Origin of the sequence: Moraxella sp. E33BD, assembly GCF_041807865.1 — a bacterium.
Lineage (GTDB): Bacteria > Pseudomonadota > Gammaproteobacteria > Pseudomonadales > Moraxellaceae > Moraxella > Moraxella haemolytica.
Map to the genome: position 1 here is coordinate 85,243 of NZ_JBGTZD010000005.1, position 19,020 is coordinate 104,262.

The following is a 19,020-nucleotide window of genomic DNA, read 5'->3' on the forward strand; positions in this document are numbered from 1 at the left end:
TCCTTGGCGTAAACCAAGGATTTTTATCTTTTTGTAATTTTATCAGTTGTTTATTAGGCAACCAATGCTATTACTTCACCACCAATACCAGCAGCACGAGCAGCACGATCACTCATGATGCCTTTGCTTGTAGAAATGATGGCAACACCCAAGCCTTTTTGAACACTTGGTAGCTCATCTTTACCACGGTATTGACGAAGACCAGGACGGCTGTAGCGTTTTAGAGTCTCAATAACGCCTTTTCCTTGGTAGTACTTAAGTTCTACAGTTAGAACTTTTTTGCCATTCTCAATGTCACTAACTTCTGCACCAGCCAGGTAACCTTCTGCAACCAATAGGTCAGCAATAGATTTACGAAGCTTAGAAGCAGGCATTGCAACAGATGGCTTGTTTCTTGATTGTGCGTTGCGAATGCGGGTTAGCATATCAGCAACAGGATCTTGCATACTCATTGCGATACTCCTTACCAGCTTGCTTTACGAACGCCAGGTACATCACCTTGCATTACACGCTCACGCAATTTATTTCGTGATAAACCAAATTTACGGAAATAACCATGTGGACGACCAGTTAAGCCACAACGATTGCGTAGGCGTACTGGTGAAGAATTGCGTGGTAGTGTTTGCAGAGCAAGCATTGCATCTAGACGCTCTTCATCACTTGCATTGATGTCACTGATTACCGCTTTTAATTTTGCACGCTTTTCGGCGTACTTAGCAACTGTTTTTTCGCGTTTTAGTTCGCGATTAATCATGCTTTTCTTAGCCATAACGTTTACCTTATCTAAATGGGAAGCCGAATGCTTTTAGCAATGCACGACCTTGATCATCATTAGCAGCTGTAGTAGTGATAGTGACGTCTAGACCACGGATGCGATCAATCTTATCAAAATCAACTTCTGGGAAAACGATCTGCTCTTTGATGCCCAATGAGTAATTGCCACGACCATCAAATGCTTTTGCTGAAAAGCCACGAAAATCACGAATACGAGGAATCGCAATGGCAATAAGACGATCTAAGAATTCATACATCTGTTCGCCACGAAGAGTAACTTTACAACCAATCGGCCATTCTTCACGAATTTTGAAGCCAGCCACTGATTTGCGTGCTTTGGTTACTACAGGCTTTTGACCAGCGATTGCGGTCATGTCAGCCAACGCACCTTCTAATAGTTTTTTATCCTGTGCCGCACCGCCAACACCCATGTTTAGAGTGATTTTGGTGATTTTTGGCACTTGCATTACATTTTCCAAGCCAAGCTCATCTTTGATTTTTTGCTTTAGCTCGTCATTGTATAAAGATTTTAATCTTGCCATTACTATATACCCTTGGTCTCTTATGCAGTCGCCACTACTTCACCAGTAGAACGATAGATACGGACTTTTTTGCCCTCTTCGTTTACCTGGTAAGCAACACGATCTGCTTTTTGGGTTGCTGCATTATAAATTGCAACATTTGAAATGTGTAAAAATGCTTCTTGCTTAACAATGCCACCTTCTTTACCTAGCATTTGGTTAGGTTTTTGGTGTTTGGTTACAATGTTGATGCCTTCAACTTTTACACGGTCTGCTTTAACCGCCAAAATTGTGCCTTGCTTGCCTTTATCTTTGCCAGCAATCACAACCACGGTGTCGCCTTTGCGTAACTTTGCCATAATAGCCTCTAAAAGGTTACAGTACTTCAGGTGCTAGTGAAACAATTTTCATGAATTGTTCACCACGTAGTTCACGGGTAACAGGTCCAAAAATACGAGTTGCAATTGGGGCTTTGTTATTGTTTAGAATAACCGCCGCATTGTCATCAAAACGTAATACAGAACCATCTGGACGACGCACACCTTTCTTAGTGCGCACAACTACCGCATTCATCACGTCGCCTTTTTTAACACGACCACGAGGAATGGCTTCTTTAACCGTTACCTTGATAATGTCGCCAACTGATGCATAACGACGATGCGAGCCACCCAGTACTTTGATACATTGAACGCGTCTTGCACCACTGTTATCTGCAACTTCCAGCATTGTTTCAGTCTGAATCATCGCATTACTCCATAATAAATAAAGCAATAAAAGCCATTCGCCATTAAATATGCACAATGCTTGTACATATTTAATGGATGAACATCTATAAAGATGTACATTATACTAGTAAATGACTTTTAATGCAAATCACTTAAATTTTTACCGCAGTCTCGACCACATCAACCAAAGTCCAAGACTTGGTTTTTGAGATAGGACGAGTTTCTTTGATACGAACGATATCGCCTTCTTGACAAACATTATTCTCGTCGTGAGCTTTTAGCTTGGTAGAACGGCGAACTCGCTTGCCATACATTGGGTGGCGAATTTGGCGTTCAACAAGGACGGTAATAGATTTGTCCATTTTGTTGCTAACAACTTTACCAGTTATAACGCCAACTTCTTGAGTTTGGATGTTCTCGCTCATGCGTCGCCTCTTTGTTTTTCGTTAATCAAAGTCAAGATTTTTGCAATCGTACGACGATTTGCCTTAACTTCGTGAGTATTGCCCAGCTGACCCGTAGCTTTTGCCATACGCAGACGGAATGCATCAAGCTGCTTTTCGTCAAGCAATTGAGCCAACTCTTCTACTGATTTTTCGCGTAATTCGTTGGTTTTCATTACATAACCGTCCGTTTAACAATAGTTGTTTTAAAGGGTAGTTTTGCCGATGCTAAAGTTAGAGCTTCGCGTGCTAATTCCTCGCTGACACCTTGGATTTCGTATAGCATTTTACCAGGCTTAATCTCAGCTACCCAGTACTCAACTGGACCTTTACCTTTACCCATACGAACTTCTAAAGGTTTCTCGGTAATTGGCTTGTCTGGGAATACACGAATCCAAATTTTACCGCCACGCTTAATGCGACGAGTAATGGTACGGCGAGCTGCTTCAATTTGGCGAGCAGTCATGCGACCACGACCGATAGATTTTAGACCAATTTCACCAAATGCAACGGTGTTACCGCGTTGAGCAAGACCTGTATTACGGCCTTTGTGCATTTTACGGAATTTGGTACGTTTTGGTTGCAACATAGCTTACCCCTTGTCTGAATTACGACGGCTGTTGGTACGGCCACGGCGTTTTGGTGCACGGGCTTTCTCTTCAACCACTGGGTTATAGACGCTGTTCATGCCATCTAGAATTTCACCACGGAAAATCCAAACTTTTACACCGATGGTACCATAAGTGGTTTCTGCACGCACTTCTGCGTAATCGATGTCAGCACGAAGAGTATGTAGAGGCACACGACCTTCACGATACCACTCAGTACGAGCGATTTCTGCACCGCCTAGACGGCCAGATAGCTCAACTTTAATACCTTGAGCACCTGAACGCATGCTGTTTTGTACCGCACGCTTCATCGCACGACGGAACATCACACGGCGTTCTAGCTGGTTGGCGATACCAACAGCAACCAAACGAGCATCTAGGTCAGGCTGAGTGATTTCCTTGATATTAACTTGTGCAGGAACACCCATGATTTTGGTAAGTTCTTTTTGCAGAGCTTCAATATCCGCTCCTTGCTTACCGATAATCACGCCAGGACGAGCTGAGTGAATGGTAATCTTAGCAGCACCCGTAGGACGCTCAATACTAATATTACTTACCATTGCCTCTTTTAGCTTGTTGCGTAGAAAATCACGCACCTTAAAGTCGTTTAGTAGGTATTCTGAGTATTGCTTTGGACTTGCGTACCAGTTTGCATTGTGCTTTTTGACAACGCCCAAGCGAATACCAATTGGATGAACTTTTTGACCCATGATTATGCTCCTACTTTAACAGTGATGTGACAAGTGCGTTTGCTGATGCGGTCAGCACGACCCTTGGCACGGGGCATAATACGCTTCAAAGTAATGCCTTCATCAACATAGATGGTGGAAACACGCAAAGTGTCAATATCCAAGCCATTGTTGTGCTCAGCATTAGCAATGGCTGATTGCAAGCATTTCTTAACCAGTTTAGCACCTTTTTTATTACTAAAGGTCAAGATATCCAAAGCGCGCTCAATTGGCTTACCACGAACTTCGTCCGCAACCAATCTTACTTTTTGTGCCGAAATAGCAGCACCACGTAATTTTGCAGTTACTTCCATGGTAGCACCTTATCTCTTAGATTTCTTATCAACGCCATGACCACGATATGAACGGGTTGGGGCGAATTCACCAAGTTTATGGCCAACCATTTGCTCGCTCACAATAACAGGTACATGAGTACGACCATTGTGAACTGAGATGGTTAGACCTACCATTTGTGGCAGAATCATCGAGCGGCGTGACCAAGTCTTGATTGGTTTGCGACTGTTGCTCTCAAGAGCATCTTCAACCTTGGCAAACAAATGCGCATCGATAAATGGGCCTTTTTTCAATGAACGAGGCATGAAACTTTTCCTTTATTTCTTGGCACGACGGCGACGGATGATCATATTGTCAGTACGCTTGTTAGAGCGAGTCTTAAGACCCTTAGCTTTCTGACCCCAAGGACTGGTAGGATGTTTACCAAAGTTGCGCCCTTCACCACCACCGTGTGGGTGATCAATCGGGTTCATTGCCGTACCACGAACGGTAGGACGAACACCACGCCAGCGTGCTGCACCTGCTTTACCAAGTGATTTTAGGTTGTTTTCAGTGTTAGACACTTCACCAATAACCGCACGGCAATTAGCGTGAATACGACGGGTCTCGCCCGAACGCAAACGAACAATCACATAAGCACCGTCACGACCCAACAGCTGAACTGCAGCACCAGCAGAACGAGCGATTTGTGCACCCTTGCCGATTTTTAGTTCGATGTTGTGAATAACAGTACCCACTGGGATATTTTTAAGTGGCAAGCAGTTACCTGGACGAATTGGAGAATTCTCACCAGATTGAACCTGATCGCCTACAGCCAATTTTTTAGGTGCAATGATATAACGACGCTCACCATCTGCATACTTTAATAGAGCAATGTGTGCAGTACGGTTTGGATCGTATTCAATGCGTTCAACAGTTGCAACGATACCATCTTTATTGCGTTTAAAGTCAATCAGACGGTAATGTTGTTTGTGACCACCACCAATATGACGGGTAGTGATACGGCCGTTGTTGTTACGGCCACCAGTTTTTGCTTTTGATTCAACAAGTGGTGCATAAGGACGACCTTTATAAAGGTGTGGATGCACTACTTTTTCAACAAAGCGGCGACCTGGTGATATAGGTTTTGCTTTTACGATAGGCATGTCTTGTATCCTTATTCGTTAGTCGCTGTTTCACTAGTGACTTCCTCACCAGCACCGATTTGTACGTCTGAACCTGATTTTAAGGTTACATACGCTTTTTTAACATCAGAGCGTTTGCCCACAACACGACCAAAACGCTTAGTTTTACCTTTAGTATTTAGGGTGTTTACTTTAACAACCTCAACACCTTCAAACATTAGCTCAACAGCTTGTTTGATGTCGCGTTTTGTTGCATTGCTGTCAACTTTGAAAACTTGAACGCCCAAGCTGTCGCCAAGACGCTGAGATTTTTCAGAGAATACAGGGGCTTTTAGCACTTGATATAATCTTGCGTTACTCATGCTAGTGTCTCCTCAAATTGTTTGGCAGCTTCCACAGTCATGATAACTTTATCAAAAGAAACCAAGCTTACAGGGTCAACCTCACGAGTACCTAATACATTTACATGTGGGATATTGCGAGCAGCTAAGTACAAGTTCTCATCAACTTCATGAGTAACAATCAATGCGCGTGGTGCATTTAGCTCTGCTAATTTTACAACCAAACCTTTGGTTTTTGGTGCATCAACAGTGATGTTGTCAACCAATACCAAACGCTCTTGGCGTACTAGCTCTGCCAAAATGCATTGCATTGCACCGCGATACATTTTTCTATTTACTTTTTGTGACCAGTCTTGTGGTTTTGCTGCAAATGCACGGCCACCACCAACCCAAATTGGGCTACGGATAGAACCAGCACGAGCACGGCCAGTACCTTTTTGACGCCATGGCTTTTTACCACCGCCAGAAACTTCGCCACGAGTTTTTTGTGCACGAGTACCTTGACGAGCACCAGCTAGGTATGCAGTTACGACTTGGTGTACCAAGGCTTCATTGAACTCACGACCAAAAGTCGTTTCTGATAGTTCAACCGCCGCACCTGTAACAGTTTTTAAATTCACGTTAATCCCCTCAACTAGGCTTTGACTGACGGACGGACGATTACATCGCCACCATTAGCACCTGGAAGTGCGCCTTTGATAACCAGTACACCTTTTTCAGCATCAATAGACACGATTTCAAGACCTTGTACAGTAACACGCTTGTTACCCATTTGTCCTGGCATCTTTTTGCCTTTGAATACTTTACCTGGAGTCTGGTTTTGACCAGTAGAACCAAGTACACGGTGTGATACAGAGTTACCGTGAGTTGCATCTTGAGTGCGGAAGTTGTGACGCTTTACACCACCTTGGAAGCCTTTACCTTTAGACTGGCCAGTAATATCAACTAGCTGACCAACTTCAAATAAATCTACCAAAATGTTTGCACCGACTTCACGACCTTCTAATTCGCTCTCGTCTGCACGGAATTCCCAAACACCACGACCAGCGGCTACGCCAGCTTTTGCGAAGTGTCCCTTTTGGGCAGCAGTTACACGGCTGTCACGACGCACACCAGTAGTGATTTGAATTGCGTTATAGCCATCGGTGTCTACTGTTTTGATTTGAGAGATGCGGTTTGCGTCAACCTCGACTACTGTTACAGGGATAGATACACCTGATTCAGTAAAGATTCGGGTCATGCCGCATTTTTTACCGACTAAACCAATCGCCATTTTAGACCTCTTACTTTAATAATAGTTTATATTAAACCAGTTAAGTTCAATTAGCCTAGGGCGATTTGAACATCAACACCGGCAGCCAAATCCAATTTCATCAATGCATCTACTGTTTTATCAGTAGGCTGTACGATGTCAATCATGCGTTTGTGGGTGCGAATTTCATACTGGTCGCGAGCGTCTTTGTTGACGTGTGGTGATGTCAATACATTGAACCGCTCAATACGAGTCGGCAAGGGAACAGGGCCACAAACTTGTGCGCCTGTGCGCTTTGCAGTATCGACAATCTCTTGTGCCGACTGGTCAATCAGACGATGGTCAAAAGACTTTAGTCGGATACGGATTCTCTGGTTAGCCATGCCAACAAGCTCCTAAATTAAGTGCTTTATAAAACTTCCATCATCACAAGATGACTTCAGCTATACCATTTTTTTCAACTCTTTTGTCAAAAGCAATGCTTTTAGACAAAATAATCCAATCCCTGCCCGTCATGTAAAAACTACTAGACAGCAGGGGTGTTGTTATAGTGCCAAAAACGATGCTTCGGCTGTGGCGTTGTCCTTTTTAACTCTCTATCATTTTTGTAGAGAACAATTTTTATCAAATTTATTCTTTTCAATCACGATAAAGCGGATCAAAAAGCGCAACGCTAAAATATAATGAAACCATATTATACATTAAAAATGACTTAATGCAAGTTTTTTATTCAGTTTTTATGGGTGAATGACAATATTTTTATTGGATATTCTTCGCTTATTGGCTCTTGTGTTTTTGTGACAAACATACCCCAATCTTTTGGGCTTATCTCATTAACCATACCAAAAACAACGTCAGGCTCATTTATTTTTTCAGCTATTTTAACATCATCTTTTAAAAATAATCAATGATGGCTGATGGCGTACTGCTCTTGATGATAGTTGGTGGCAACTTTTAGTTGTATTTGTGCATTGAGCGTATGCTCCAAGTGTTGCACCATGCTTTTTTCATGGACAGCTAAATGGTCTATCACCACTGGGGCAGCAAGAATATCAATGACAATAGGCTTGTGAGCAGAACACCCGATCGTCTGCACAATTTTGCGAATAATCTCAAAAGCAACCGTCTCGTTACTTTTTACCATACCAGTACCGCAACACGCCTCACAAGGCTGACAAAGCTGCTGAGCAAGGCTCTGATGGGTTCGTTTGCGTGCCATCTCAATCAGCCCCAATGGACTTACGGACATGATATGCGTTGGCGTCTTATCACGGCTTAGTTCGTGCTTTAGGGTGCTTAATACCGCATCTTTATGGTGCTGTGCTTTCATGTCAATAAAATCGAGAATGATGATACCGCCAAGCTGTCGCAAACGAATCTGTCTGACAATAGCCCAAACCGCCTCTAAGTTAATCTGATAGATGGTCTGTTGTGGCGAATGCTTACCCACATATGAACCCGTATTGACATCAATGGTTGTCATGGCTTCGGTTTGGTCAATCACCAAATAACCGCCTAAAGGCAAATCAACCCTACTCTTTAGTGCCTGCTGAATTTGTTCTTCTACATCGTACTTATCAAACAGTGGCTTATGGTGGGCGTACCGATGAAGCTGTGATAGACCAGATGGCACAATTTGCAAGAAAAAATCCTGAATACTGTGATACATCTGTTCATCATCCACCCAAATTTGCAAATCATCAAACGAACTGTCTCTTAGATGGCGTAAAGGCAAGGGTAGCTCTTGATGGATGAGCTGATGTTTGAGCTTGTGAGTTTTAGCTTTGGTGAAACCATCGCTGAGTGCCTGCCAAAGATGATACAGACGATTTAAATCCCCATCTAGACCATCTTCATCCATCTTGGTCGCTGCCGTACGCACAACGACACCCCCCATCACGCCTTTTTGTGTTATTAGGGTGGATAGCACATGCTTTAATCGTTGGCGTTCTTTTTGTGGTTTAATGCGTGATGACAAGCCAACACCCACACCCAAAGGGCGATAGACCAAATAACGACCGACCAATGCAATGTCCGTGGTCAATCTTACCCCTTTATCCCCCACCCCACCTTTGATAATCTGCACCAAGATACGCTCACCCTGATAAAATAACTGCTCTATCTTAAAGTTAGATTTTTGGGCGGACTGTTTCACATCATCAATGTGCAAAAAGGCTGTACGAGCCAAACCAATATCCACAAAGACCGCCTGCATACCTGTCAAAATACGCACCACCGTTCCCAAATAAACATCGCCAACTTGTCCTAGCTGACGATGATTTTCAATGTATATCTCATCAAGTACGCCATCTTGTACCACAGCAAGGCGTGTCTGCATGGGCAGATGATTGATTAAAATTTCTTTGGTCATGCTAATTGGTCTTTTTAAGTTTGTTTGTAAATTGTATTTAAATACGATTGGTTTTTTAATGAGTGATATTTTGGTTTTAATTAGTACAATCAGTTTTCATCATATCCACCACCTGAGTCATCAGCTCTAGCGTTTGAGCAAGGGGTAACCCCACCACATTGGTATAACTGCCGTTAATTTCCTTAATCCACGCCATCGCACCGCCCTGAATGGCATACGCTCCTGCTTTATCCGCAGGCTCGCCTGTCTGCCAATAACGCACCATCATCTGATTGCTCAGTTTCACAAAGTGGACTTGAGTACGGCAAATCATGCTCTGCCTAGCAGTCAATCGACCACCTTGAATACCACTGACACACACCGCCGTCCAAATCTCATGTGTCGCCCCTGATAGCTTAGCCCACATGGCAAAAGCATCGTCTTTATCGGTGGGTTTAGTCAGCACCTGACCATCTTCTAACACGCCAATGGTGTCTGCAGTAATAATAAGTGCTTCATCATCACCCATCAGCTCAATCGCCCTATCCGCTTTGGCATGCACCATACGCATGGCATAATCTGTCGCACGCTCGTTGTCATAGCAAGATTCATCAATCGGTGCATTCATGATATCAAAATCCACACCTGCCACTCTTAGCAACTCTTGACGGCGTGGCGAAGTAGATGCCAAAATCACACGCATACCAAACCCTCTAATCTATCAGTACCCATGACCAACCAGCTTTCATTTAAAGTCTTAAAAAAGCACGACAAGCTCAAATTATACCTTATTTCACACCCAAAAACCCCAAAAACAAGTAAGACACATGGTTTTTTTGGGATTTTTATGGTCAATTTTTGAGCAAAATAAGTGTTAAAGATGTTGTCAATTATCAAGATATGTTACAATAAGCACCATTTTATACAACCGATACCAAAGCATTTTTCTACTAAATAAGTCAGCAAATAGGATTAATCATGAGCAATACCCTAACCAGTACTGATATCTTAAATGTCGCCAAACTCTCTCGCCTTGCCATTGACGATGTCAAGTGCGACAGTTACGCTAAAGATATTGGCAAAATCTTATCCATGATGGATGTACTATCACAAGTGAACACTGATGATATTAAACCCCTGACCAATGTTCATGATGGCGTGCAAATGCTACGCCCAGATATAGTGGACGCAAACGGTCTTGGGGTCAATCGTGAAGCCAATCAAAAGATCGCCCCCGCTGTACAAGATGGGTTATATTTGGTTCCGCAGGTGATTGAATAGCACAATGACTAAGCCCCATGAAGCAACCTAAACCTTGTCGCCAACAGTGCATCTTGTATCACACAGATGGCAATAAGAAGCATATCACAGGGGCAAAACTTGATTTGGTAACATTTGAGCCATAAGGGATAAAAACTTGGAGTCTTAAACACAGACCCCACCCAATATCTCAAACATGATCAGTGTTTGGGCAGATGATAGAAGTTTTTAAAATACGCCAAAAGTATTAAAACTTTATTTTTATAAGCTTAAGCATCAAAAAGAACATCGCCCACACAAAAACTTTTTTTAAAGACCATGCGTCAAAAGGTCATACAACCCCAAATCAACAAAGCAATAGCCCAAGATTACTTACTTTAAAACATACCAATTAAGAGAAAATCATGACAAACTTCCACACCCTGTCCGTCCGTGAACTTGCCGATGGTTTACAAACCAAACAATTTAGCTCGGTTGAATTAACCCAGCACTTTTTAGACCGTATCGCCACCCACGATAAGGCAATCAATAGTTTTATTACCGTAACGGCTGAATCTGCCCTAGAACAAGCCAAACTTGCCGATGAGTTAAGAGCAAATGGCGACACTCGCCCCCTATTGGGCGTACCGATGGCTCACAAAGACAACTTATGCACCCAAGGCGTTTTGACCACTTGTGGCTCAAAAATGCTGTCAAACTTTGTCGCCCCTTATAGTGCCACTTTGGTAGAAAATATTGCAAATCAAGGATTTATCAGTCTTGGCAAGCTCAACATGGACGAATTTGCCATGGGTTCGGACAATGAAAAATCCTACTTCGGAGCAGTACACAATCCCTATGACTTGGATCGAGTGCCTGGCGGTTCGTCTGGTGGCAGTGCTTCTGCGGTAGCAAGTGGCTTTGTGCCTGTTGCTACAGGCTCAGACACAGGTGGCTCAATTCGCCAGCCCGCCAGTTTCTGTGGGGTAACAGGCATCAAGCCCACTTATGGGCGAGTATCTCGCTTTGGCATGGTGGCATATGCATCAAGCCTAGATCAAGCAGGAGCGTTTGGGCGGTCAGCTGTAGATTGTGCCTATCTTTTACAGGCGATGGCAGGCTTTGACCCAAAAGACAGTACGAGTGTCAATTTACAAGCACCCAACTGGGTGGGCGAGCTTGACAAAGTGCAAAGCGACAAACCGCTTAGCGGACTAAAAGTGGGCGTACCTCAAGAATATTTTGGTATAGGACTAAATGCTGATGTCAAAACCAAAATTGAAGAAGCCTTACGGGTATACCAAGATTTAGGAGCAACTTTGGTGGATGTGCATTTGACTGATCCACAAATCACCCTAGCCACTTATTACTTGCTCGCCCCTGCCGAAGCTTCCTCTAACCTATCTCGCTTTGACGGTGTTCGCTATGGCTACCGCTGTGAGAACCCTGCCGATTTGCAGGATTTGTACACTCGCAGTCGCTCAGAAGGATTTGGGGTGGAAGTACAACGCCGTATCATCATGGGGACTTATGCCTTATCAGCTGGCTATTTTGATGCGTATTATGTCAAGGCTCAAAAGGTAAGACGCTTGATTTTAAATGACTTTTTAAAAGCCTTTGAGTCATGCGATATCATCGCCACGCCAACCGCCCCAACGGTTGCCTACAAACTTGGTGAAAATCTCTCGCCTGCCGAAATTTATATGGGCGATGCCTACACCATTGGTGTGAACTTAGCAGGTTTACCATCTTTATCTCACCCTGTCGGCTTTGTCAACGGTTTGCCTGTCGGCTTACAACTGATTGGCAAACATTGGGCAGAAAACACCCTACTAAATACCACGCACGCTTATCAAGGGGCGACAAGTTTTCATAAGCAAGTAGCGGATATCGCCAAATAAATACAAATTAAGGATAACCATGATAACCATCAGAGCCACCGAGCATTATGACTATCAAGGATTTTATGACTTGTACCGCACATCACAGGTTGCAAGTCAACTGTTACACCTACCCAATCGATTGATGCGTGATTGGGAACAACTACTGGATAAAATCCCTGACAATGTGCATTCATTCGTTGCTGTCGTAGATAGCGATGAAGCACATCAAATGGTTGGCAATATCGCTTTGACGGTTGCCACAAATCCACGCCAAGCACACAAAGGCGAACTAATCATCGCTGTTTGCCCTGACTTTCAAAATCAAGGTATCGGCAGTCAGCTTATGCAGACCGTGATTGATTTGGCGGATAATTGGCTCAATTTAAAACGCATGGAGCTTACCGTGTATACCGACAATGAAAAAGCCATCGCCCTGTATCAAAAATTTGGTTTTGTCATTGAAGGAGAACATCAGGCATTTGCATTTAAAAATGGCAAATTTGTCAATGCTTATGCCATGGCGAGAATGAAAGCCTAATGACTTTACAAAACTTTGTTTTGATGGCTTACAAATAAAAACAAGTTTGGTTTATCGGTTGATTAACAATCAAATGCACAACGCATAAACCAGTATAGCAACCCATTTTAGCAATTTTTAATGAAATCTAATAAAGAGACTCAAATTATGACCCAAAACCTTTTAATTGACGGCTATGAAGTTGTTATTGGCATTGAAATCCACTGCCAACTAAACACCGCTACCAAAATTTTCTCTCCTGCTTCTACTGAGTTTGGGCAAGAACCTAACACGCAAGCCAATATCATTGATCTGGCAATGCCAGGGGTTTTACCTGTACTTAACAAAGAAGTGGTTGAAAAAGCGGTAAAATTTGGCTTGGGTGTCAACGCCGAAATCGGACAGATGAACGCTTTTGACCGCAAAAACTATTTTTATCCAGATTTACCAAAAGGCTACCAAACCAGCCAAATGGCACACCCTATCGTAGGGCAAGGCTATATTGATATCCTTGTAAACGCAGGGGCAAAAGATGAATACACCAAACGCATTGGCATCACAAGAGCCCACCTTGAAGAAGATGCAGGTAAATCCGTACACGATGCCGTACCACAGATGACAGGCGTGGACTTAAACCGTGCTGGCACACCACTTATTGAAATCGTCTCCGAACCTGACATTCGCTCAGCAGACGAAGCAGTTGCCTATGTCAAAACCATTCACGAACTGGTTACATGGCTTGGCATATCAGATGCGATTATGGCAGAAGGCAGTTTCCGTGCTGACATCAATGTCTCGGTGCATAAGCCGAACACACCCTTTGGCACTCGCTGTGAATTAAAAAACCTAAACTCATTTCGCTTTATTGAACGAGCGATTAAGTCAGAAATTGAGCGTCAAATTGATGTGCTAGAAGATGGCGGAAAAATCATTCAAGCCACAAGGCTTTATGACCCTCAAAAAGACGAAACACGAGCAATGCGAACCAAAGAAGAAGCCAACGATTATCGCTACTTCCCCTGCCCTGATTTATTGCCTGTGCTGATTAGCGATGAAACATTACAAGCAATTAAAAAAGCAATGCCAGAGTTGCCAAGCGTGCGAAAAGAACGCTTTGCCAATGAGTTAGGTCTATCAGCTTATGATGCCAATGTGTTAAACGGCAGCCGAGAATTATCTGATTATTTTCTAGAAGTTATTGAAAAAGTCGGTAAGAATAATGCCAAAATTGCAGCCAACTGGATCATGGGCGATTTATTAGGCTCATTAAATAAAAACGAGCTAAGCATTATCAATTCACCCATCAATGCCGAACGCTTAGCAGGACTTATCGCCCGTATTTTGGACAATACCATCAGTGGTAAAATCGCCAAAGAAGTGTTTAATTATCTTTGGGAATCTGATAAAAGTGCCGATGGCATTATTGATGAGCAAGGGCTAAAACAAGAAACCAACACAGGGGCGATTGAAGCGATTATTAAAGAAGTTTTGGCAAATAATCAAGCAATGGTTGATGAATATAAAGGCGGAAAAGAAAAAGCCTTTAATGGACTGGTCGGACAAGTGATGAAAGCCAGTCGTGGTAAAGCCAATCCAGCACAGGTGAATGAATTGTTGAAGAAGTTGATTTAATGCGATAAAATTCAAATGCCAAATTGGTGTTTGAATTTTTTTTAAAGTTTTTAAGTAAATTTAGAAGCGATGCAATGGCAGAACTCACCGTTAATAAAAAATCCATTAGTGAATTGTTTACAAATACACATTTTTTTATTCCAGATTATCAAAGACCTTATGAGTGGGATATTGAAAATTGTGAAACGCTTTGGAATGATATTATTGATTTTTTTAATAATCAAGAAAGTGATGACGATAATTATTTTTTGGGAACAATTGTCTATTATCCAAACAAAAAGCAATCTGAACTAATTGACGGTCAGCAACGAACCACATCGCTGATGTTATTATTGAGAGCATTTTATAAGCAATTAGAAGAAATGCAAGAAGATGAACAAGTTATTGGTCTTAAAAACCAATTAGCTCCTTGCCTTTGGGATATCAATAAAATCTCCCAAAAAGTAGATGACAAAAGCAAAATTCACATCGTCTCAGAAGTCATTACCGAGCAAGACAACTTAATATTTCGTGATATTTTAGAAAATGGTATCGCCAACCAAAATAACAATGACAATTATTCAAAAAATTATTTGTTTTTTCAAAAAAAGTGTAATGAGTTTGCACAAAAAAGTCCAATGGCTTGGAAAGAACTGTGCATTACCATTATTAGCCAATGTATTATTTTACCGATTGAATGCGATTCGCAAGATACAGCTTTAACCATTTTCTCCACTTTAAATGATAGGGGTTTGCCACTATCCGACTCAGATATTTTTAAAGCACAACTTTATCGTCAAAGTAATGACAAAAAAGACTTTACCGATACTTGGAAAGAATTAACGCAAATTTGTAAACAAGCCAATATCAGCATTGATGATGTGTTTCGTTATTATATGCACATTTTAAGAGCAAGGGACGGTAATGCTGGAAAAGAAATTGGCTTGCGTAGATTTTATACAGAAAATAAATCCGCACAGCTTGATAAAGTTAATATTTTAGAAATTCTTGAATTAGCAAATTTTTGGAAGTTTATTTTTCAAAACTATAAAGATAGTGGTGTTAATTACAAATTTTCACTCAATTCAAAGAAATGGTTAAATTGCCTTTGGTATTATCCCAATGACTATTGGAGATATGCGGTGAGTGTTTTCTTTATGAAATATAAAAATGATGAAAATTTTGAAAGTCTTTTTGAACAGATGTTGGAAAATTTATTGTCATTTTTATTTGCAAAATTTATTGATAAGCCTACTGTCAATGCAATTAAAGATAATGTTTTTAAAGCCTGTGTTGCATTTGAAAAATCAACCAGTCATCAATACCAATATGATTTTGACTTACATAGTGATTTGTTTTTGCAAAGAATTAGTGAGCATTCATCATCAAGAATAACAAGAGCTTTATTGATTTTGCACGCTTATTTAAATAAAAATCAAAAAGACTTAATAGATGATAATTTTGATATTGAGCATATTTTTCCAACCAAATAGCAAGAGACCAATTATAATGGTTGGAACAAAAATGATGCGGATACTTATTTGAATAATATTGGGAATAAAATTGTTCTTGAAACAAAACTAAATATCCAAGCAGGTAATGGTTATTTTGGTAAAAAGAAAGAAAAATACAGCCAATCAAAAATTACTGTTATACAAGAATTGGCAAATTATCCAAAAGATGACTGGCTAAAAGAAGATATTACCCAACGAGAAAAGCAAATCAAAAAAGACTTAATTGCTTTTTTTGATAAACATAAGCATTAAATATTTGCTATAAAAAACAACTACCCGAAACAACAAACCCCAAAATAACTTGGGGTTTGTTTTATTTGTTAGGAGTACTTAGACAGTCACACTTAAATAACAGCCTTATTCCGCCAAAAAATCTTAACTTGCGATAGAATGTCATTTAGCTCAAAAAGCTAAAAACCCCTTGATGGCAAGATAAGGCTTGATGAAAGCTATTTTGGTGGCATTCATAAAGGCATTTGAGCACTTAGCAAATACAATGGTATTAACAAGAAAAACTTTTCATCTTTTTATCAAAGAATGTGAGTTTAGATTTAATTACGGTACATCATCACAAAAGCTGAGAACTTTGAGAAAATGGTGTGGGGCTTGAACTTAATCTACGTCAGCCCCCCCTTTAGTTTAATTACTTACTCCACAAACCCAAGCCGATTCTCTATTTTACTAGCAAGGGCAATTAAAGACACGCTCACCTCTTCCTTTTTTTGTTCATACTCATGATAAGGAAAACTGGCGGCAAGCCCTGCTACCGCCTTGCCATGCACATTTCTAATATAGGTCCCCAAACAATACATACCCATTCTAAGTTGCCCATTGTCCAGTGAAGTGTGTGTTTGTTTAACTTGTTCAAATTCGCCTGCCAGCACTTCAAAGCTCTGTACACTGTTTGGTGTAAAGGGTATAGGCAGGCCATTAGCATACATCGCACGCACATCTTCAAAAGGCAAAGTACTCATCATCGCCTTACCTGTTGCCGAAAATACCGCTGGCACGCGTACGCCTGCCCGAAAGGTAAACCCAAGTGGCAATGGACTTTCATGGCACGCCAAATACACCACTTCGCCTTTGGCATGGTCAAGCGTAGATAGTGTAATGGTATTTAATGCCAACATAGGCTCAGACAAAATCAGCTCATAAAACAAGGCAATTACTTCTTGTTGCTGTTCAAATTTGCCCGCCCAATATAGTAAATACGACCCCAAAAAAAACAAATTGTTCTCATCTCGCCTAAGCACGCCTTTTTGAAGCAAGGTATTTAAAAGATTATGCATACTGCTTTTAGGTAAGCCTAAATCTTTAGCAATTTGAGCGGCACTGACAGGGCGTGGCGATTCGGTTACATAATCCAAAATAGCAAAGGCCTTGTCTAGAGCGGGGACGCTGGTTGGTATCTGGGACATGAGAGGTTACCTTAAGAATATTGCCGTTATTGTAACAATTTAATGCTTTTTTTGCAAAAAATCCCTTGCCAAACAACCCAATTTATCTTTATAATAAGTTTGAGTCCCAAATTTTGAATAATAGTTCATTATACTGAACCACATAAAGGAACAACGCATGACCAACCCCTTGAATTTAAACAATCCCGCCCTATTTAAAACCGCCTGCTTCATTGATAATAGCTGGATGTCTGCCAAGAGCGGGGCAGTGATTGCCATTCACAATCCCTTTAATGGCGAATTTTTGGGAAATGTACCTGATTTATCTGCCGAAGAAGTCACCCATTCGGTAACTGCCGCCACAAATGCCCAAAAAAACTGGGCAAAACTCACCGCCGCCGCACGAGGCAAGATTTTGCATAAATGGGCAGATTTGATTGATGTCAATCTTGATGACCTTGCCCGCATTTTGACCTTAGAGCAAGGCAAGCCCTTAGCTGAAGCAAAGGGTGAAATTAACTACGCCAACAGTTACATTCGCTGGTATGCCGAAGAAGGCAAGCGTGTCTATGGCGATGTCATTCCCGCTCCAAACCCAGCCTTGCGTTATACCATTTTAAAACAGCCCATTGGCGTATGTGCCGCCATCACACCATGGAATTTCCCATCAGCAATGATTGCTAGAAAAGTCGCCCCCGCCCTTGCAGCTGGCTGTACGATGATTGTTAAGCCTGACACCCAAACACCCTTTTCCGCACTTGCCCTGATGGAACTGGCAAGACAGGCAGGCTTACCTGATGGTGTTTTGCAAGTGGTGACAGGCGATGCCAGTACTATAGGTGGCGTTTTAACATCCGACCCACGCATACACAAACTTTCTTTTACAGGCTCAACAGCTGTTGGCAAACTCTTAATGTCGCAATGTGCCAACACAATAAAAAAACTATCCTTAGAGCTTGGTGGCAACGCCCCCTTTATCATTTTTGATGATGCCGATCTTGATAAAGCTATTGATGGTTTAATGGTATCTAAGTACAGAAATGCGGGGCAAACGTGTGTCTGTACCAACCGTGTTTATGTGCAGGCAGGCATTAAAGACGAATTCTTAAAACGCTTTGCAAATAAACTTAACAGCCTAACAGTCGGCAATGGCTTGGACGAAAATATCACCATCGGACCACTGATTAATGACAAGGCAATGGAAAAAGTACAAGGTTTATTAAAAGATGCCTTAGATAAAGGGGCGACACTCATCGCAGGGGGCGATAAAAATCCTATTAGCAAGCTCACCTTTAACCCAACCATCATCACCGACATTACATCCAATATGGATATTTTTAGCCAAGAAATTTTTGGTCCAATCGCCCCTGTGTTTGTTTTTGACACCGAAGAAGAAGTACTTCAACAGGCGAACGACACCATCTATGGCTTGGCAGCGTATTTTTATACTAATGATTTGGGAAGGTCATGGCGTGTGTTAGAAAGGCTAGAATACGGCATGGTTGCCCAAAATACAGGGCTGCTTTCAACGGAAGTTGCCCCATTTGGTGGTGTCAAGCAGTCCGGTTTTGGACGTGAAGGCTCAAAATACGGTATTGAAGACTACATTACCATCAAATATTGGTGTGCAGATGTTGGTTAATTGATCATTTCTAAATACGATTTTTTCATAATTTTTTAGCCAGATACATAAGGAGTA

Annotated in this window: 24 protein-coding genes and 3 pseudogenes; 8 read left to right on the forward strand and 19 right to left on the reverse strand. The window is 41.7% G+C overall.

The annotated features are described in order from the left end of the window. Window positions 1–53: 53 nt before the first annotated feature. The 18 genes and pseudogenes from rpsH to ACERC6_RS04245 form a co-directional block, all read right to left on the reverse strand. A complete protein-coding gene (rpsH, locus tag ACERC6_RS04160) occupies window positions 54–452 on the reverse strand; it encodes a 30S ribosomal protein S8 (protein WP_284673954.1) in 399 nt (132 codons plus the stop codon). Window positions 453–463: 11 nt separating this feature from the next. Continuing rightward, window positions 464–769, reverse strand: a complete 306-nt coding sequence (rpsN, locus tag ACERC6_RS04165; RefSeq protein WP_373627878.1) for a 30S ribosomal protein S14 — start codon at window positions 767–769, stop codon at window positions 464–466. Between the two features lie 10 nt (window positions 770–779). After that, window positions 780–1,316 carry a 50S ribosomal protein L5 gene (gene rplE, locus ACERC6_RS04170; protein ID WP_373627880.1) on the reverse strand — a complete coding sequence of 179 codons (537 nt, stop codon included), beginning with the start codon at window positions 1,314–1,316 and terminating at the stop codon, window positions 780–782. A 20-nt stretch (window positions 1,317–1,336) separates the two neighbouring features. Continuing rightward, window positions 1,337–1,654 carry a 50S ribosomal protein L24 gene (gene rplX / locus ACERC6_RS04175; RefSeq protein ID WP_029102639.1) on the reverse strand — a complete coding sequence of 106 codons (318 nt, stop codon included), beginning with the start codon at window positions 1,652–1,654 and terminating at the stop codon, window positions 1,337–1,339. Between the two features lie 16 nt (window positions 1,655–1,670). Beyond that, window positions 1,671–2,039 carry a 50S ribosomal protein L14 gene (rplN, locus tag ACERC6_RS04180; protein WP_029102638.1) on the reverse strand — a complete coding sequence of 123 codons (369 nt, stop codon included), beginning with the start codon at window positions 2,037–2,039 and terminating at the stop codon, window positions 1,671–1,673. A gap of 133 nt (window positions 2,040–2,172) precedes the next feature. After that, window positions 2,173–2,445: a 30S ribosomal protein S17 gene (rpsQ, locus tag ACERC6_RS04185; RefSeq protein WP_373627883.1), complete on the reverse strand. Its 273-nt coding sequence runs from the start codon at window positions 2,443–2,445 to the stop codon at window positions 2,173–2,175. Beyond that, entirely contained in the window at window positions 2,442–2,639 is a 198-nt protein-coding gene (gene rpmC / locus ACERC6_RS04190; protein WP_036364307.1) for a 50S ribosomal protein L29, read from the reverse strand. The genes rpsQ and rpmC overlap by 4 nt, the downstream gene beginning before the upstream one ends. Continuing rightward, window positions 2,639–3,052 (reverse strand): 50S ribosomal protein L16, encoded by a 414-nt coding sequence (gene rplP, locus ACERC6_RS04195; protein WP_029102635.1) that lies wholly within the window; start codon window positions 3,050–3,052, stop codon window positions 2,639–2,641. Before rplP ends, rpmC begins: the two co-directional genes overlap by 1 nt. Further along, window positions 2,950–3,781, reverse strand: a pseudogene (rpsC, locus tag ACERC6_RS04200) (30S ribosomal protein S3). Before rpsC ends, rplP begins: the two are co-directional and overlap by 103 nt. 2 nt (window positions 3,782–3,783) lie before the next feature. Beyond that, a complete protein-coding gene (gene rplV / locus ACERC6_RS04205) occupies window positions 3,784–4,113 on the reverse strand; it encodes a 50S ribosomal protein L22 (protein WP_036364312.1) in 330 nt (109 codons plus the stop codon). 9 nt (window positions 4,114–4,122) lie between these two features. Beyond that, window positions 4,123–4,398: a 30S ribosomal protein S19 gene (gene rpsS / locus ACERC6_RS04210; protein WP_284673950.1), complete on the reverse strand. Its 276-nt coding sequence runs from the start codon at window positions 4,396–4,398 to the stop codon at window positions 4,123–4,125. A 12-nt stretch (window positions 4,399–4,410) separates the two neighbouring features. Continuing rightward, on the reverse strand, window positions 4,411–5,238 hold the full coding sequence (rplB, locus tag ACERC6_RS04215) for a 50S ribosomal protein L2 (protein ID WP_373627885.1): 828 nt from the start codon (window positions 5,236–5,238) through the stop codon (window positions 4,411–4,413). Window positions 5,239–5,249: 11 nt separating this feature from the next. Next, a complete protein-coding gene (gene rplW / locus ACERC6_RS04220; protein WP_373627886.1) occupies window positions 5,250–5,579 on the reverse strand; it encodes a 50S ribosomal protein L23 in 330 nt (109 codons plus the stop codon). Next, window positions 5,576–6,178: a 50S ribosomal protein L4 gene (gene rplD, locus ACERC6_RS04225; protein WP_373627887.1), complete on the reverse strand. Its 603-nt coding sequence runs from the start codon at window positions 6,176–6,178 to the stop codon at window positions 5,576–5,578. Before rplD ends, rplW begins: the two co-directional genes overlap by 4 nt. Before the next feature lie 14 nt (window positions 6,179–6,192). Then, window positions 6,193–6,831: a 50S ribosomal protein L3 gene (rplC, locus tag ACERC6_RS04230; protein WP_373627889.1), complete on the reverse strand. Its 639-nt coding sequence runs from the start codon at window positions 6,829–6,831 to the stop codon at window positions 6,193–6,195. Window positions 6,832–6,881: 50 nt separating this feature from the next. After that, complete coding sequence (rpsJ, locus tag ACERC6_RS04235; RefSeq protein ID WP_003656991.1) at window positions 6,882–7,193, reverse strand: 30S ribosomal protein S10; 312 nt, start codon at window positions 7,191–7,193, stop codon at window positions 6,882–6,884. Window positions 7,194–7,714: 521 nt separating this feature from the next. After that, a complete protein-coding gene (locus ACERC6_RS04240; protein WP_373627891.1) occupies window positions 7,715–9,181 on the reverse strand; it encodes an Rne/Rng family ribonuclease in 1,467 nt (488 codons plus the stop codon). 76 nt (window positions 9,182–9,257) lie between these two features. After that, a complete protein-coding gene (locus tag ACERC6_RS04245; RefSeq protein ID WP_373627893.1) occupies window positions 9,258–9,863 on the reverse strand; it encodes a nucleoside triphosphate pyrophosphatase in 606 nt (201 codons plus the stop codon). A gap of 275 nt (window positions 9,864–10,138) precedes the next feature. Between ACERC6_RS04245 and gatC the strand changes: the two genes are divergently transcribed. From gatC to ACERC6_RS04280, 7 genes and pseudogenes are all read left to right on the forward strand, one after another. Further along, entirely contained in the window at window positions 10,139–10,441 is a 303-nt protein-coding gene (gene gatC, locus ACERC6_RS04250; RefSeq protein WP_373627894.1) for an Asp-tRNA(Asn)/Glu-tRNA(Gln) amidotransferase subunit GatC, read from the forward strand. A gap of 383 nt (window positions 10,442–10,824) precedes the next feature. Beyond that, window positions 10,825–12,300, forward strand: a complete 1,476-nt coding sequence (gatA, locus tag ACERC6_RS04255; protein ID WP_373627895.1) for an Asp-tRNA(Asn)/Glu-tRNA(Gln) amidotransferase subunit GatA — start codon at window positions 10,825–10,827, stop codon at window positions 12,298–12,300. Between the two features lie 19 nt (window positions 12,301–12,319). After that, window positions 12,320–12,820: a GNAT family N-acetyltransferase gene (locus ACERC6_RS04260; protein WP_373627896.1), complete on the forward strand. Its 501-nt coding sequence runs from the start codon at window positions 12,320–12,322 to the stop codon at window positions 12,818–12,820. Window positions 12,821–12,967: 147 nt separating this feature from the next. Then, window positions 12,968–14,431 (forward strand): Asp-tRNA(Asn)/Glu-tRNA(Gln) amidotransferase subunit GatB, encoded by a 1,464-nt coding sequence (gatB, locus tag ACERC6_RS04265; RefSeq protein WP_373627936.1) that lies wholly within the window; start codon window positions 12,968–12,970, stop codon window positions 14,429–14,431. A 74-nt stretch (window positions 14,432–14,505) separates the two neighbouring features. Then, window positions 14,506–15,903 (forward strand): DUF262 domain-containing protein, encoded by a 1,398-nt coding sequence (locus ACERC6_RS04270; RefSeq protein WP_373627897.1) that lies wholly within the window; start codon window positions 14,506–14,508, stop codon window positions 15,901–15,903. A gap of 27 nt (window positions 15,904–15,930) precedes the next feature. Further along, window positions 15,931–16,176 (forward strand): annotated as a pseudogene (locus tag ACERC6_RS04275) (DUF1524 domain-containing protein); the annotation flags it as partial. Window positions 16,177–16,407: 231 nt separating this feature from the next. Further along, window positions 16,408–16,534, forward strand: a pseudogene (locus ACERC6_RS04280) (IS1595 family transposase); the annotation flags it as partial. 37 nt (window positions 16,535–16,571) lie between these two features. Here ACERC6_RS04280 and ACERC6_RS04285 read toward each other — a convergent pair. Continuing rightward, window positions 16,572–17,342: an IclR family transcriptional regulator gene (locus tag ACERC6_RS04285; protein WP_373627898.1), complete on the reverse strand. Its 771-nt coding sequence runs from the start codon at window positions 17,340–17,342 to the stop codon at window positions 16,572–16,574. A gap of 157 nt (window positions 17,343–17,499) precedes the next feature. Between ACERC6_RS04285 and ACERC6_RS04290 the strand changes: the two genes are divergently transcribed. Then, window positions 17,500–18,963, forward strand: a complete 1,464-nt coding sequence (locus ACERC6_RS04290) for an NAD-dependent succinate-semialdehyde dehydrogenase (RefSeq protein ID WP_373627899.1) — start codon at window positions 17,500–17,502, stop codon at window positions 18,961–18,963. Window positions 18,964–19,020 lie beyond the last annotated feature (57 nt).

Excerpts from the sequence above, each read along its gene's own strand:
- gatA (WP_373627895.1), top strand. The coding sequence starts at position 10,825 with ATGACAAACTTCCACACCCTGTCCGTCCGTGAACTTGCCGATGGTTTA.
- ACERC6_RS04270 (WP_373627897.1), top strand. The coding sequence starts at position 14,506 with ATGGCAGAACTCACCGTTAATAAAAAATCCATTAGTGAATTGTTTACA.
- ACERC6_RS04260 (WP_373627896.1), top strand. The coding sequence starts at position 12,320 with ATGATAACCATCAGAGCCACCGAGCATTATGACTATCAAGGATTTTAT.
- ACERC6_RS04285 (WP_373627898.1), bottom strand. The coding sequence starts at position 17,342 with ATGTCCCAGATACCAACCAGCGTCCCCGCTCTAGACAAGGCCTTTGCT.
- rplB (WP_373627885.1), bottom strand. The coding sequence starts at position 5,238 with ATGCCTATCGTAAAAGCAAAACCTATATCACCAGGTCGCCGCTTTGTT.
- rpsN (WP_373627878.1), bottom strand. The coding sequence starts at position 769 with ATGGCTAAGAAAAGCATGATTAATCGCGAACTAAAACGCGAAAAAACA.
- ACERC6_RS04240 (WP_373627891.1), bottom strand. The coding sequence starts at position 9,181 with ATGACCAAAGAAATTTTAATCAATCATCTGCCCATGCAGACACGCCTT.
- rplX (WP_029102639.1), bottom strand. The coding sequence starts at position 1,654 with ATGGCAAAGTTACGCAAAGGCGACACCGTGGTTGTGATTGCTGGCAAA.
- rpsJ (WP_003656991.1), bottom strand. The coding sequence starts at position 7,193 with ATGGCTAACCAGAGAATCCGTATCCGACTAAAGTCTTTTGACCATCGT.
- gatB (WP_373627936.1), top strand. The coding sequence starts at position 12,968 with ATGACCCAAAACCTTTTAATTGACGGCTATGAAGTTGTTATTGGCATT.
- rpsH (WP_284673954.1), bottom strand. The coding sequence starts at position 452 with ATGAGTATGCAAGATCCTGTTGCTGATATGCTAACCCGCATTCGCAAC.
- rplC (WP_373627889.1), bottom strand. The coding sequence starts at position 6,831 with ATGGCGATTGGTTTAGTCGGTAAAAAATGCGGCATGACCCGAATCTTT.
- rplP (WP_029102635.1), bottom strand. The coding sequence starts at position 3,052 with ATGTTGCAACCAAAACGTACCAAATTCCGTAAAATGCACAAAGGCCGT.
- gatC (WP_373627894.1), top strand. The coding sequence starts at position 10,139 with ATGAGCAATACCCTAACCAGTACTGATATCTTAAATGTCGCCAAACTC.
- ACERC6_RS04245 (WP_373627893.1), bottom strand. The coding sequence starts at position 9,863 with ATGCGTGTGATTTTGGCATCTACTTCGCCACGCCGTCAAGAGTTGCTA.
- rpsS (WP_284673950.1), bottom strand. The coding sequence starts at position 4,398 with ATGCCTCGTTCATTGAAAAAAGGCCCATTTATCGATGCGCATTTGTTT.
- ACERC6_RS04290 (WP_373627899.1), top strand. The coding sequence starts at position 17,500 with ATGACCAACCCCTTGAATTTAAACAATCCCGCCCTATTTAAAACCGCC.
- rpmC (WP_036364307.1), bottom strand. The coding sequence starts at position 2,639 with ATGAAAACCAACGAATTACGCGAAAAATCAGTAGAAGAGTTGGCTCAA.
- rplN (WP_029102638.1), bottom strand. The coding sequence starts at position 2,039 with ATGATTCAGACTGAAACAATGCTGGAAGTTGCAGATAACAGTGGTGCA.
- rpsQ (WP_373627883.1), bottom strand. The coding sequence starts at position 2,445 with ATGAGCGAGAACATCCAAACTCAAGAAGTTGGCGTTATAACTGGTAAA.
- rplE (WP_373627880.1), bottom strand. The coding sequence starts at position 1,316 with ATGGCAAGATTAAAATCTTTATACAATGACGAGCTAAAGCAAAAAATC.
- rplV (WP_036364312.1), bottom strand. The coding sequence starts at position 4,113 with ATGGAAGTAACTGCAAAATTACGTGGTGCTGCTATTTCGGCACAAAAA.
- rplW (WP_373627886.1), bottom strand. The coding sequence starts at position 5,579 with ATGAGTAACGCAAGATTATATCAAGTGCTAAAAGCCCCTGTATTCTCT.